The sequence below is a fragment of the Flagellimonas aurea genome (assembly GCF_017313785.1).
Lineage (GTDB): Bacteria > Bacteroidota > Bacteroidia > Flavobacteriales > Flavobacteriaceae > Flagellimonas > Flagellimonas aurea.
The window spans coordinates 78345-92017 of record NZ_JAFLNL010000007.1 but is presented as its reverse complement, the minus strand read 5'-3'; the positions used below and the strand labels follow the sequence as shown (position 1 = coordinate 92017).

Below are 13673 nucleotides of genomic sequence, written 5' to 3'. Positions count from 1 at the left end.
ATTTCTTTTCCCGCATTTCTACAGAATCGGTTTCTATTTTAGGAAAATATGAAAGGACTATTCTTTGTCATAGGTTTACTGATGATTGTAGAATGTAGCATGGCCCAGGTAAGTTTACCAAACACGATTTATGCAAAGTATACAGATGATGCAATTCAGCTTGATGGAAGATTAGATGAACCTGTTTGGGAAAATGCCGTTCGCATAAGCAATTTTACCCAACGCGAACTGAATGTTGGGGAGCCGGCAACAGAAAAAACGGAAGTGGCCATTGTCTATACGGCCAATACCCTATACATCGGATTTTGGGGTTTCGATAGGGAGCCGGATAATCTTGTAGCCCGCGAAATGAAACGGGATTTCAACTGGGGTGTAGAAGACAACTTTGAGGTCATCATAGACACTTACGATGACGACAGAAACGGATTTCTATTTGTGATCAATCCCAATGGTGCCCGTGCCGATGCGCAGATTTTAAACAACGGTAGGTCTTTTAACAAATTTTGGAATGGTGTATGGGATACCAGAACAGCGATAACGAACGAAGGTTGGTTCGCGGAAATAGCCATTCCTTTTTCTACCCTGAAGTTTAAAACGAATTTAGATCAGCAGGTCTGGGGTATCAATTTTGAGCGCAATATTCGCAGAAAAAGGGAACAATTACTATGGCAGGGCTGGTCTCGTGATTCCGAACTAGAGCTGCTGAACAGGGCTGGTACTTTGACCGATCTCGACAATATCAAAAGTAAAACTTTTATTGAAATCAAGCCTTATTCAATCGGGGGTGCGGAATTAACACCAGAAAAGTCTGAGGGACAGCTTAACGCTGGTGGCGATATCAATTACCTTATCACACCTACCCTACGTATGAATCTGACCATTAATACAGATTTTGCTCAGGTAGAAGCTGATAGGCAGCAGATCAATCTTACTCGATTTCCTTTGTTCTTCCCCGAACAGCGGGAATTTTTCCTTGAAGGACAAGACTATTTTGATATGGGTATGGGAAACCGCATAATCCCTTTTTATAGCAGGCGGATCGGATTAGCCGAAGATCGTTCTACGGTTCCAATAATCGCAGGGGCCAGGATTTTGGGTAAAATGGGAAATACTACGTTGGGTGCTTTGTCCATGCAGACAGCCAGTAGGGACAGCATACCCTCTACCAATTATACAGTTGTAAGCTGGAGGCAGGATGTTTTGAAACAATCTTCCATAGGTATTATATCTGCCAATAAATACGAAAATGGACGATGGCATAGCACAACCGGAGGATATGGGCTTTACAGTACGTCTGAATTATTTGGTGGCAAAAACCTGAATATTGGTGCATCATTCACACAAAACATTAACTCTGATGATTTTGATGCAAGGGCCAATGCTCACCGTATTTACCTGAGCTATCCCAACGATAAAGTTGAGTTTGATATGGCTTGGCAAAGAAGTGCTGCCCCCTTCAATCCGGAAGTGGGTTTTCTGCGCAGGGAAAATTTCCAGGAGTTTTATGCGGAGCTTGAATGGAAGCCCCGACCTACAAACCATATGAAATGGATACGACAGTTCAGTTTTAAAGGACTGGATATGAATTACTTCATTTTTGACGATACAGGTGATTTGCAATCATTTTTCTACGAAATCAGGCCATTAGGCTTTGAAACACGCAGCGGGGAATTTTTTGAGTTTAACATTCAAAGGAGAGCCGAAGGGCTGCGTGAACCATTTGAGATAAGGGAAGGAATTGTCATTCCTGAAGGAGAGTATTGGTACAATCGTTTGGAAATACAAGCCGCTACTTTCAGCGGTCGTAACCTTGCGCTAGATACGTATTTTAACTGGGGGAATTTTTTTACAGGAAAGAGTACCGAAACTACTTTTGCGCTCTCATGGAGAGCGAGTCGGTATTTAAGAATCAGTGCTAACTACGAAAAAAACTGGATTGACTTGCCGGAAGGAAGCTTTGATACAGACCTGATCGGTAACCGTATAGAGTATGCCGTAAACCCGAATCTATTCGGCTCCCTGTTTTCCCAGTGGAACAGTGAAGATGAAGAAGTACTACTGAATTTCCGTTTGCAATGGATCCCAATTATCGGAGCTGATTTCTTTTTCATCGTCAACCAAGCTTACGACACTTCGGGAAATAGCTGGACACTTGAAAGAACAACTATTTTGGGCAAACTGATATGGAGATTTGTGATTTAAAAAGAAAACTACCAGATACCTGTTTAATGTGATACAATGTAGGTAATTGATTTTATTTGAAATAGTTAATTCAAGTAAGTTTGCAACACAGATGAGACAATAAATCTTCTCCTTGTAATCCCGAATTTCTACAGAATCTGTTTGTATCATTGAATTGGGTTTTAGTAAGAAATAAAAAAAGATTATTATGCGATTTAAAAATGTATGCTTTGTAATAGCTTGTTTGTTATTCGTGGCTGTAACAGTATGCTGTGAAAACAAGAACCACAATTTTAAAGAAATCAGCGAAGAGGAAATTGAATATGCTGACTTACCGGCGTCTGTACAGACCGCCTTTGAGAGCTCAGAATACAAGGACTGGGAAATAGAAGAAGTAGAAAAAGTTGAAACCGACAAGGGAACTTTATATGAATTAGAACTGGAGAGCCCGGACGATAAACACCTGGAAATCTACTTCGACAAACAAGGAAAGATTATAGCCTCTGAAAACTAGCAGCATCAAGCGAGTGCAAGAAGAACCCGATAAAGAAAAGATCAAAAACCAGCAGGGATTCAAATAACACGTAGCGGCAAAGAGAAGTTGATTTTTTATCTATTCTTCTGGTTATTACCATTCTTCTATTATACTTTTTTGTTCTGAAAGGGGTTATACACAAACGTTTGATTTAATGAAAAATCTAAAAAAATATTGAACTTAACATAACGAATCATATTCTTGTAAGCGAAGATACCTCTGAAGGCTTGAATTATGAAAACCCAAAAATTGATTCAAAAAAGTGGATTATAAAATTTATCGAATCCGCTAATGTTTCCTCTCATTAAATCATTGAAAAAGCTTTTTCTAAGGATAAAGTGTCAATTACATAAAAAGCCAGGGTAATCTTAAAGTGCCAAAAATATAATGCCAAGAACAGAAATTTTTAACGATAAGGATTTAGTCATTGATATACTTTCCAGTTCCTTCAAAGAGAACAAATCCGTGAACCTGGTAGTTGGGGGTGATAATGAAAAAATCCCCGCACTAATGAGCTACAGCTACGAAATGGCCGAACTTACTGGTAAAATTTTTATTTCTGAAAATAGAAAGGCTGTTGGGCTAATACTTTTTCCACGAAAGAAAAAATTCAGTTTCAAGTCCTTTTATAAAGACTTAAAGTTGGCCATAAATGTTGTTGGTCTAAGAAGGGTGCCGACTATTCTTAAACGAGAATCCTTAATTAAAAAGCATCATCCAAATGATCCATTTATCCACTTATGGTATATCGGAGTAAATCCTGTTGACTCCGGAAAAGGTTATGGGGGTAAGCTCCTTGAAGAAATAATTGAATTTGCCGATAAGAAAGGGCAGGATATCCATCTGGAAACTTCGACCAAAAGGAATATAGACTTTTACGAAAATCATGGCTTCGAAAACTTTGCTAATATTGATACCGGTTTACCCTATCGACTGATGCTTTTCAGAAGAAGGGCTAAACCCACAATCTGATGACGGTATTTGGCTCTGAAATGCATATCGTCACTTTCTTTATCATAGCGGTTCAATTAATACTGCTTACGAATTTTGTTATTATTTCATTAAAGAAACGAGACAGTAAGTCGACCAACCGCTTCATATGGTTCACAATCTCGTTGATAGCGTATAATTTTTTTTCGGGAATTTTCCCAGATACAAATATTCCTATACCGCTAACCATTCAATATATCGTGGCTTACGGCGTAGGTATCTACACCGCCTTGTACTATGTATATTATGTGTATTCTGAATTTGACATTGGTCATTTAAAATTCTTTACCCTACGCCATTTAATGATAATTCTCATTTCCGCATTTATTTTCTTTTTTGTCCTTCCGCTAATCATCTGGCAAGATATTGGTATCGCTAAATATTCATTTATTTTTATTCCTGTTGCAGTCGCAATTGCATTTCTCGTTAAAATTAGCGCACCGTTAATTGAGCTTTATAAGGAAAAAGGGGGTGCTACAAATAGGTTTTATAGAGATAGGATTGCCACTGGTTATCTTACTTTATTATCTATAGTGCTTATGCCTATTATAGTTGCGCTCGGGGATTTTCAGGTAGTGGAACAATTGATTGTAAATGCTGGCTACTTTGTTCTTGCCGTGGCACTCATCCGTATTAACATATATCAAGATTTAAAAATAGAACAATTCTTACACAGGTTAGGATATACCGATGATGCTAGAGAAGCAAAAAATATTGTTATCTTAAAATATTTTTCTAACCTCGATTTATCTAAAAGAGAAATTGAGGTAGCCAACCTCATACTCGATGGCAAATCGTACAAGCATATAGGAAGCTATCTGTTTATTGCTGAAGGTACAGTTTCTAAACACGCTTCAAACATCTTCAAAAAAGCGGAGGTACAAAACAGACGCGAATTTGTACGACGCTTCAAAGGGAAGAGGAAATAATGCTCTTTACTATGACATTCTAAGATAAAGTAATATCCGTATTAAAATATGGATTAATCCGTAATGAAATACGGCTTTTAAAGCTTAGAAAGCTACCCCTTTTCGTTAATTTTACTGGATTTTGAATGCTTTTGGTATTCGTTCAAGTCTTTTAAGCATCACGCAACTGATTGTTAAGGGACTTCAACAACAATTACCAACCCACTAGAATCTCGAATTATGTTGTCTCACTCCAAGGCGGTTGCTGATGAAACTCGAAATACTATCGGAAAGCTTAACAACACAACTGAATGAAATAGCCTTTGAAAATAACTCAAGATTGGAGAGGGCATATCGTTCCATCGAGGTGTGCCGTAACCTTTTAAGCAAACTCAAAAAACAGGTTCTTAGAGAGGGCTTTGATACGATGGCAAAAGAAATAAGATTTTTCAAACATACGAAACAGGTACCGCTTATTGAACTTATTCATTTTTCTGAGATTCATTCTTTTGAACTCCAATTTCCCAAAGCTGACAAACATAGCCAGCTGAAAACCATCAGAAAGAAAGTCAACAAAATCAATCGGTTTTTTCTGTATAACCTTGATTTCGGACGTTATATTGATGCAGGCCACACTCATTTTGATAAGGAATATTTTACACGGGACTACCTGGATAGTTATCATATCACCACTTCAAAATTCTACTTCCAAGACCCTGAATTTTGCACTCCCCGGGATATGCTTTTAGGTAAGTATAAAGCTTATCAAAAACTGTTGAAATATTTAGATGAAAGACGTTTTCAACTAAAGAAATCACTAAATGGGAAAAGGCATCCCATTAAACGATTGCATTGGCCCTTCAGCAATACGGATTTTGTGGAACTCATCTATGCGCTTCACTCGAAGGGTCTCGGTGCTAAAAACAATCTTAGCATTGTTAAAATTTCAGATTATTTGAGCCAGATATTCGATGTTGAGCCGAAAGACATCTACAAAACCTATCAAGACATCAAATACAGGAAAAAAAGCCGAACGCTTTTCCTCGATGAGCTGTCCACTTCCCTTCTTTCTGAAATGGATAAAAGTGAGAAATAATCGCCTATAGCAGCCGTTTATCCGTCAAATCAAAATGTTAAAAAAACACCGTAGTACGGTTGACCTACGGTGTTTTGGTTTTCAGCCTATTGCTCATATAATATGAATCATTTTATAGATAGAATTTCGCAGTCGCACTCTCAAATACCGTCAAAACACCCCAAATTTCAAGATGTTAAATTTTCACCTTAGTACGGTCGTACTGGGGAAGAAAATCCGATAATCCATATCAAATTTGTAGAACGAAAGTCAAATCAGGTCAGGGGCTATCAAATTAGTTGAAAGCAATGCGATAGTCCCTTTCTTTTAAACCGTTCTATTATGCCGACAAGTATCATCACCACAGACGACCTTCGGGAATTCAAGATGGAATTGCTCGATGACATCAAAAGTCTTTTGGCCAGACAAGCATCTGGAAAAATCAAGAAATACCTTAAATCTTCCGAAGTAATGGATTTGCTTCAAGTGAGTCCGGGAACGCTTCAGAACCTTCGCATCAATGGCACCTTGCCATACACTAAGGTAGGCGGAATCATCTATTATGATGCCGAGGAAATTCAAAAGGTAATGGATGCCAACCGTGTGCACCACGGGTTAAATTCCTGATGCTATGAACTACATAAAGCTACTCAACGCGGCTTTTGAAACGTTCTATTTTGATGACCGCCTAAATCCTACCCATATCAGTCTGTATATGGCCCTGTTCCAAGAATGGAACAGTTGCCGTTTTATGGATGAGTTCTACGTAAACCGCAGGGAATTGATGCGTGTGGCAAAGATTGGTTCAAAATCTACCTACCATAGATGCATAACCGAGCTTCACACTTGGGAATACCTATCCTATTTCCCGTCCAACAATCCGTATAAGGGCAGTAAAATCAAGATGTCCATTTTAGGCACAAGTGATGAACCAGTTTCGGGACAGTACCATCCCATATTGGAACAGCTTGAGGAACAGTACTATCCCAGAGGTGTACCGCTTGAGGGACACCACCATCCCAAAAATGGACAGGTGGTGTACAAACACCGTCCCACCAATGGACAAGCATTGGTATCTAATACAAACAATATCAAACAAGAAAACTATATAAAACAGCCAAAGGACTGTCTGGCTGTCGTTGATTTTTTTGAAGAAAAGAATTTTGATAAAGCTGAAGCTGAAAAGTTCTACCAGCACTACGCTGACCGAGATTGGCAAACAGGCGATGGTGAACCGATTCGCGATTGGCGTTCGGTAGCCATAAACTGGATGGACAGAACCGAGTTATTTGAGTCAGAAAATAAGCCAAAGAAAAAACAACCGTCCCAAATCAAGGACAACCTACGAACCACTAAATCGAAAGACTATGGACAACCCCTCTAAAATCATCGAAGGTGGCGTGGAATATTCGCTCGGCAAATTTGACGGTAAAAGCGTACTGTACGATTTCCCTAAAATCCTGATTTACCTGAATGCAAAGGGCAAGCTGTTATTTGGCAAAAGATTCAGGATTTATGATGAAGACAAAGGTATTCTGCTAAAGCTCTGTTCATATTTTATCCGCGACAAAGAAAACTGCGAAAAATATGAAATTGATATCGACAAAGGTATCCTGCTTTCCGGGCCTGTTGGCTGTGGCAAAACCAGCTTGATGAAGCTGTTGCGCCATATCGTGCCTTTGCAACGCCCTTATGAAATGATTCCCTGCCGAAATGTTACTTTTAGTTTCAACCATTTGGGGTTTAAAACGGTTGAGGAATACGGCAACACTAAGTTCTATTGCTTTGACGATTTAGGCGTTGAACCTGCTGGTCGTTTTTATGGTAAGGATTTGAATGTAATGGGCGAAGTACTGCTCTCACGATACGAACTCTATTTAAGCACCAAAAGAAAAATAAAGACCCACGCCACCACCAACCTTAATGCCGAAGAACTCGAAGAGCGCTACGGCAACCGCGTCCGTAGTCGGATGCGAGAACTTTTTAATTTGATTGCTTTTGATACGAAGGCTGGGGATAAGCGTAAATAATCAACTTCTAAAGGATTTGTATAATAATATGACTTCTGAAACAAATTGAAGTACAATGTCCTTCAAACTCTTTGTTAACTCTAAAAATATATCTTTCATAATTCTATTGATTTTTGAATGGATAATAATATTGATAGTGCAATGCGTTCAATATTATTCTTATCCGAAATGTAGCTGCCTTCATCCTGATTGGACAAAAAGCCCAATTCCAAAAGTACCGAAGGCATAAACCCAATCGTTTCCCGAAGCACCTTAAAATTGGCAAACTTTATACCTCGACTTTCATAACCAATGGCTTCACAAAGGGCTCGTTCAATTTGATAGCCTATAAAAACCGATGCTTTTGAGAATTCCTTTTGTTTTCTTGAAGCATAAACCTCTATCCCTCTCGCATCCAGATTATCAGAATTATTGCAATGCAAGGACATAAATAAATCCGCCTTTAATACTTTAGCCAGCTTGGTTCTATCTGAAAGTGAAATGAGCGTATCACTATACCTCGTTAAATATATATCGAGTGGCTTTTCTAAGTCGTTATTTAACCTTAAAATCTCGTTTGCAATATCCAAAACAACATCCTTTTCTTGGATGCCATTTATACCAATTGCACCAGCATCTTTTCCACCGTGTCCAACATCAATAATTATTCGTTTTTGAGCACTCGTTTCTTGTCCAAAAATGAAGCACGTTTTTAGAAGCAAAATCAAAAAACTGACGTTTTTGAGCCACTTTTTTATTTTCAATTTTTGGGTTTTCAACAGTTGGGTTTCAAAATTCCATAAAATTTGATGCTAAATAATAACAACGAAAACCAAACCATATCAAATAATATTTTATTCACAAATATTTGATTTTCAATTATTTATGTTTAAATATATGTAAATTTCAAACAACGGAAAATGAACCAAAATTTTAAACCCATTCGTTATGAAAAAAACATATTATTTGGCGGGCTTTCTTTCGCTCTTATCCACATCGCTTTTTGCACAAATTGGTGGTATTGAAGATTCGGTAAACGATGTTTCCGATACAATCCGTACCATATTCCCCATCATTTTAGGTGTCATCTTCCTTATTGGTTTCCTGTTCAACGCGGGTCACTTTTTTGGTGAGAACGCAGACCTTAAGAAAGGGATCACCAGAGTGCTTGTCTTTGTATTGATTGCTGGCGCAGTGGTCGGCATCTTCACTTACCTAATCGGAATCGTAGTATAAATGAAACGCTACGAGGTCTACAAAAACATTAGGAAACGGGCGGTCATTTTTGGTCTGCCCATTTCCCTGTTTGCATTGATGATGGTGTCCATTCTTGCATCCTTACTCATCATAATTTTCTCTTTCAGCTTCGGGATAATTATAGGAATACTTGCATTCAACGCTACTCTGTACGTGGCATTGATAAGACTGACTCATAACCCGCAAATTTTTCAAATGGCGAAAGTCTTCCCGCGTATGATTAGCAATAAAAGAAACTCTGGCTTCGACTATGAACAAGATTAACCTTTCAGCATACCGACCTATCACAGATATTCAAGACAATATCATATTTGCCAATAACGGTAACGTGGTGTTGTGCTATCAAGGTAATCTGCCAGAAATTTATTCGCTATCCCAAAAGGATTTTGAAGATATCCACGGTGCTTGGTTCCAGGCATTAAAATCATTACCCGTTGGCACCGTAGTTCACAAACAGGACATTTACCTAAAGAAAACGTATTCATCTGAACAACTTCCGAATACTACATTTTTAGAGAAAGCAACGCACGAGCATTTCAAGGGGCGCCAGTATATGGAACATCGTTGCTTTTTGTTCTTTACGCTTACCAAGAACAAAGCCCTGAATAACTCAAAATATGTAAATCCCTTCCGTAAGGTTTCTAAAGGAATTGTCCAGCAGTTGGATGACAATGTGCAGCGTTTTATCGGCTCGGTAGGTGATTCCATTTCATTTATCAATAACAGCCGTAAGATGCATTTTGTTTCGCTTAAAGCGAAAGGGATAGAACGGTTGACCAATGGCTATTTCAATGGCTACAACGAAGGGTTTGATACGGATATCATATTAGATAAAAAAAGCGTCAACATTGGCGAAAACCATTTTGATGCCCTGGCCGTCAACAGCGAGCTGTGCTTTGGCGAAAGTGTACAGACGAGCAAGACCAATGAGAAATTCACTTCTGACGATTTTGTATTTCATCAAGGGTTTATTGATGGCCTTGGGCTGACGCTTAACGAGAATCATATCGTCAATCAAATCTTGTATTTAGATGACAAACAGAAATGGCGAAAACTACTCGATAAGAAAATCGAAGAACTCAATAAGAGTTCAAACTTCGGTTCACAAAACAAAGTCGTACTTGGAAAAATTCAGCACATTCTTGACCAAATCAATGCAGACGACAATGCGCGCATTATCCGTGGCCATTTAAACATCGTGTATTGGGACAAGAACCCGGAAAACCTGAGCCGAATAGGTTCTAAAATAAAGACCGAGTTTAAGGAACTGGACATCATCCCTTACTATCCCAGAGGTGAAGAACGAAAGAATTACATACTGAATAGTTACTGTTGTTTTTCCTCTAATTTTTCAAACAACGATTTATACGTTACCGATTTGAAGCACGCGCTATGCCTGCTCATCAACAATACAAATTACAAATCTGACGCTACCGGAATCATCTTTAATGATAGGGAACACAACGTTCCCGTATTGAAAGATGTATGGGATGAACGCAAGAAACGCATCAAGGCAAGGAACTTTGCCATTTTCGCCCCGACCGGGGAAGGCAAGTCTTTTCTGGCTAATAATATTCTTCGTCAGTATTTTGAAAGTGGTGTTCGTCTGGTCATTATCGACCTCGGTGGATCCTACACAAAATTTGCCAAGCTCTATCCCGAAAAATACACCGTGCTTCGCTATGAGAGTGGAAAGAACCTCGGTATCAATCCATTTTATATCAGCGATACCAATGACCTTACGCCCGAACGATTGGAAGACCTATCGGTGTTCTTGTTCGAACTGTTCGCTTCGGATTTAAAAGTGACCAAGGCACAATCGGTATCGGTGAAAAAAATATTGCGCCATTACTACGATAGCACAACTGAAAACCATTCTTTGGATGGTTTCTACAACTTTATAGAAGGGCATCAAAAAGACCTTTTGAATACCCTAAAAATCCATCCCGACTACTTCAATGTTACGAGCTTTTTGCACGTAATGTCAGAGTATGTCGGCGATGGTCTATACAGCTTCCTTTTTGAAGTGAGCGAAGACCAGACCTATAAAATCGAAGACAAGCGTTTGATTGTCTTTGAACTCGATGAAGTAAAGGACAACAAGGAAATTTTGTCCGTAATGCTCAAGCTCATCAAGACCGCTATCCAAAGGACCATTTGGCGAAATCGAGCCGAAAAAGGAATAATCCTGTTTGATGAGTTTGCCAAACAATTGAAGTTTGATAATGTATTGGAAAGTGTGGAATTCTATTATCAAGCCATTCGTAAACAAAATGGTGCGATTGGTATTATTCTACAATCCATCAATCAACTACCCAACAATTCCACATCGGCAAGTATTCTTGAGAACACGCAGGTCATCTACAGCCTGAACAATGAAAAAGGTTACGATGAACTGGTCAAAAGGCTCAACCTTTCGAGCCACGACCTAAACCAACTAAAATCCATCAAGAACAATCTTTCTGGACCACGGAAGTACACCGAAATGTTTATCAAAATCGGGAAGGAAAGTAACATCTTCCGCTTGGAAGTTCCAAAAGAAGTCTATGCGGCTTATCTGACCGATGGATTGGAAAACGAGAAAATAATGAAGCTCTACGACGAGCATCAGGATATGGAAAAAGCAATCATTCAATTCACATCTAAAACATAATGTTATGAAGACAAAACTTTTAATTATAGCAACGGCATTCATCTTTTTACTGCCTGCACGCGCTGCGTGCCAGGGAATGCCTGTATATGACAACACCAACTTCATTAGCTTGGTAAAACAGCTCTTGGAATCGGGTAAACAGACGGCAGAAATGATTAAATCCGTAAAGTTCTTGAAGGATGCCAAAGAAGCTATTGAGAAAGTATCGAGCGTTGTCCAACAGTTAAGAGCAGTTGAGGAAATCGCAGAGAATAATCAACGCCTCATCAATGTAATGCAGAATGACCTTCAGGATATTCTCAATTCGCCCTATATCAAACCCGAGGAAATTGACAGGGTTATGGGCTCTTTCGAAACCATTGTACAAAATTCATTGGACACGGTGGATTTTATAGACGAAGTCCTATCAAGTGATTATCTAAAAATGAGCGATGCCGAACGTGCAGAAATACTGAAAGCAAAAGAACTGGAATCAAAGCAAATGGTTGCAAACATCACTACAAAAACGAAACGCTATCGAGACATTATTTCTTTCAGAAAAATGCAGGATAAAGTCAATAATCGAGAAACAGGATATTAAAAATGACCGCGACCATCATTTTAGGGATTGGGTTGGAATACATCGATACGGTGTTCCAGACCATACAGGCCAGCGACTTTTCGCAATATACCATTGCCGGAATGAAAACGCTCGCTGTCCTATTTTTCTTGATCAATATTCTTAAAAAATACAACGAAGGCGTTGCTGATAAAGACGGCTATACTTGGGGTTTGAGTCCGGGCGAATTGTCCAAGAATTTTGCCATTGTGCTTTTGGTCATATTCTCAACGCAGGTATTAGGGTTTTTTGATGGGATTTTAGTGGCCATCGAAGGACAGTATCGAGGAACCGCACCTGCATTACTACCGTTACAGATGCAGGATATACCATTAGAGGAAGATGTAAGTCTTTTTGATGCGGCAAGTTCGGCAATGACACTTTTGTACGAGGCGTTGGTGACGCCATTGTTTGGATTCAAAATTTTGGCCTTTATATTAAGTACCATACTCTGGATATTGGATTTGTTTATCTATCCGCTATTCTTAGCAGAGCGTTTTTTCCTATTGGGAATAATGCAAGCCTTTTTTCCTTTGGTCATTAGCCTTGCCGTATTTGAAAAGTTTCGCTCGCTCGCATATACCTTCTTTAAATTGTACGCTGCCGTTTATATGCTCGTGCCAGCATTTTTTCTGGTCAATGTATTTGTCAATGCCATTTATACCGAAATCAACACCAATTTCTGGGTAAACCTGTTTGGAACCGATACAGGCCAGGGCTTCTTTGCACCTGTGGTCCAGTTAGGCTCAGTAGGGTTTATCGTGTTCCTGAAATTCAAATTGTACAGACGTGCTACCTCTTTCACCCTAAGATTATTTACCAACTGATTATGAAAACACCGTACAAGAATATTTACAAAGTCCTAATGTTGAACCGCTTTATCGTGATGGCCGTGGTGGTATGCTCGATGCTGTCCAGTAGCTTTTCCATTTGGATGGCGTTCAAAACAAAAAAAGATGCGCTGAACAGCGCTTTTGCCATCAATACAGACGGTAGCATTATTCCGCTGAAGCTGGTTACCCAAAAAGAGAATTTTAGAGTGGAAGCCTTGGCGCATTTAGAACTGTTCCACACCTATTTCTACAATATCGATGCAAGTAATTATGAACGCAATCTGGAAAAAGCGCTTTGGTTAGCTAATAGCTCAGTGGATAATCTCTACCGTCAGAAAAAGGCTGATGGTGTTTATAACAGATTGTTACAGTATTCATTGGTACAAAAAGTATTGAGTATCGATACAAAAATTTCAGAAAGTGATGGCACTTACAATTTTACAACGACGACTATTTTTGAAATCAATAGAGGTTCTATCATCGACACTTACGAACTGGTTTCCACCGGGAATCTTATTACGGTGGACAGAAACTTTCCCAACAATCCGCACGGCTTGCTGATTACCAATTATTTCGAGAATACCCTTAAAAAATTAAACGATGAAAGTTGAGCCAATAATCGGCATTTAAAAAC

14 protein-coding genes are annotated in these 13673 nt (G+C 39.0%); 13 read left to right on the top strand and 1 reads right to left on the bottom strand.

Translation table 11 applies throughout. From position 1 onward, the window contains the following. Positions 1-48: 48 nt before the first annotated feature. The 8 genes from J0656_RS12915 to J0656_RS12880 all read left to right on the top strand — a co-directional run bounded on the left by J0656_RS12915 (position 49) and on the right by J0656_RS12880 (position 7719). A complete protein-coding gene (locus J0656_RS12915) occupies positions 49-2202 on the top strand; it encodes a DUF5916 domain-containing protein (protein ID WP_207034560.1) in 2154 nt (717 codons plus the stop codon). A gap of 232 nt (positions 2203-2434) precedes the next feature. Then, positions 2435-2695 carry a PepSY-like domain-containing protein gene (locus tag J0656_RS12910; protein WP_207034558.1) on the top strand — a complete coding sequence of 87 codons (261 nt, stop codon included), beginning with the start codon at positions 2435-2437 and terminating at the stop codon, positions 2693-2695. A 486-nt stretch (positions 2696-3181) separates the two neighbouring features. Further along, a complete protein-coding gene (locus tag J0656_RS12905; RefSeq protein ID WP_207034556.1) occupies positions 3182-3688 on the top strand; it encodes a GNAT family N-acetyltransferase in 507 nt (168 codons plus the stop codon). After that, positions 3688-4635 (top strand): helix-turn-helix transcriptional regulator, encoded by a 948-nt coding sequence (locus J0656_RS12900; RefSeq protein WP_207034555.1) that lies wholly within the window; start codon positions 3688-3690, stop codon positions 4633-4635. Before J0656_RS12905 ends, J0656_RS12900 begins: the two co-directional genes overlap by 1 nt. Before the next feature lie 247 nt (positions 4636-4882). Continuing rightward, complete coding sequence (locus tag J0656_RS12895) at positions 4883-5710, top strand: RteC domain-containing protein (RefSeq protein ID WP_207034553.1); 828 nt, start codon at positions 4883-4885, stop codon at positions 5708-5710. A 321-nt stretch (positions 5711-6031) separates the two neighbouring features. Further along, complete coding sequence (locus tag J0656_RS12890) at positions 6032-6316, top strand: helix-turn-helix domain-containing protein (RefSeq protein WP_207034551.1); 285 nt, start codon at positions 6032-6034, stop codon at positions 6314-6316. Positions 6317-6320: 4 nt separating this feature from the next. Continuing rightward, positions 6321-7073: a hypothetical protein gene (locus tag J0656_RS12885; RefSeq protein ID WP_207034549.1), complete on the top strand. Its 753-nt coding sequence runs from the start codon at positions 6321-6323 to the stop codon at positions 7071-7073. Continuing rightward, the gene (locus J0656_RS12880) at positions 7057-7719 is read left to right on the top strand and encodes an ATPase (protein ID WP_207034547.1); all 663 of its coding nucleotides are present in this window, start codon (positions 7057-7059) and stop codon (positions 7717-7719) included. Before J0656_RS12885 ends, J0656_RS12880 begins: the two co-directional genes overlap by 17 nt. Positions 7720-7814: 95 nt before the next feature. Here the strand turns inward: J0656_RS12880 and J0656_RS12875 are convergent, their stop codons facing one another. Continuing rightward, positions 7815-8456, bottom strand: a complete 642-nt coding sequence (locus tag J0656_RS12875; RefSeq protein ID WP_207034837.1) for an N-acetylmuramoyl-L-alanine amidase family protein — start codon at positions 8454-8456, stop codon at positions 7815-7817. Positions 8457-8646: 190 nt separating this feature from the next. On the opposite strand from J0656_RS12875, the gene J0656_RS12870 reads away from it, so the two are divergent. The 5 genes from J0656_RS12870 (at position 8647) to J0656_RS12850 (ending at position 13650) form a co-directional block, all read left to right on the top strand. Then, positions 8647-8934, top strand: coding sequence for a hypothetical protein (locus J0656_RS12870; RefSeq protein ID WP_207034545.1), 288 nt, complete (start codon positions 8647-8649; stop codon positions 8932-8934). 271 nt (positions 8935-9205) lie between these two features. Next, the gene (locus J0656_RS12865) at positions 9206-11608 is read left to right on the top strand and encodes a TraG family conjugative transposon ATPase (RefSeq protein WP_207034543.1); all 2403 of its coding nucleotides are present in this window, start codon (positions 9206-9208) and stop codon (positions 11606-11608) included. 4 nt (positions 11609-11612) lie between these two features. Further along, positions 11613-12188 carry a conjugal transfer protein gene (locus J0656_RS12860; RefSeq protein WP_207034541.1) on the top strand — a complete coding sequence of 192 codons (576 nt, stop codon included), beginning with the start codon at positions 11613-11615 and terminating at the stop codon, positions 12186-12188. Between the two features lie 2 nt (positions 12189-12190). Then, positions 12191-13033 (top strand): hypothetical protein, encoded by an 843-nt coding sequence (locus J0656_RS12855; protein WP_207034539.1) that lies wholly within the window; start codon positions 12191-12193, stop codon positions 13031-13033. A gap of 2 nt (positions 13034-13035) precedes the next feature. Continuing rightward, a complete protein-coding gene (locus J0656_RS12850; protein ID WP_207034537.1) occupies positions 13036-13650 on the top strand; it encodes a conjugal transfer protein TraK in 615 nt (204 codons plus the stop codon). Positions 13651-13673 lie beyond the last annotated feature (23 nt).

Coding starts and splice junctions, on each gene's coding strand:
- J0656_RS12915 (WP_207034560.1), top strand. CDS start 49: ATGAAAGGACTATTCTTTGTCATAGGTTTACTGATGATTGTAGAATGT.
- J0656_RS12900 (WP_207034555.1), top strand. CDS start 3,688: ATGACGGTATTTGGCTCTGAAATGCATATCGTCACTTTCTTTATCATA.
- J0656_RS12895 (WP_207034553.1), top strand. CDS start 4,883: ATGAAACTCGAAATACTATCGGAAAGCTTAACAACACAACTGAATGAA.
- J0656_RS12890 (WP_207034551.1), top strand. CDS start 6,032: ATGCCGACAAGTATCATCACCACAGACGACCTTCGGGAATTCAAGATG.
- J0656_RS12885 (WP_207034549.1), top strand. CDS start 6,321: ATGAACTACATAAAGCTACTCAACGCGGCTTTTGAAACGTTCTATTTT.
- J0656_RS12880 (WP_207034547.1), top strand. CDS start 7,057: ATGGACAACCCCTCTAAAATCATCGAAGGTGGCGTGGAATATTCGCTC.
- J0656_RS12870 (WP_207034545.1), top strand. CDS start 8,647: ATGAAAAAAACATATTATTTGGCGGGCTTTCTTTCGCTCTTATCCACA.
- J0656_RS12865 (WP_207034543.1), top strand. CDS start 9,206: ATGAACAAGATTAACCTTTCAGCATACCGACCTATCACAGATATTCAA.
- J0656_RS12860 (WP_207034541.1), top strand. CDS start 11,613: ATGAAGACAAAACTTTTAATTATAGCAACGGCATTCATCTTTTTACTG.
- J0656_RS12855 (WP_207034539.1), top strand. CDS start 12,191: ATGACCGCGACCATCATTTTAGGGATTGGGTTGGAATACATCGATACG.
- J0656_RS12850 (WP_207034537.1), top strand. CDS start 13,036: ATGAAAACACCGTACAAGAATATTTACAAAGTCCTAATGTTGAACCGC.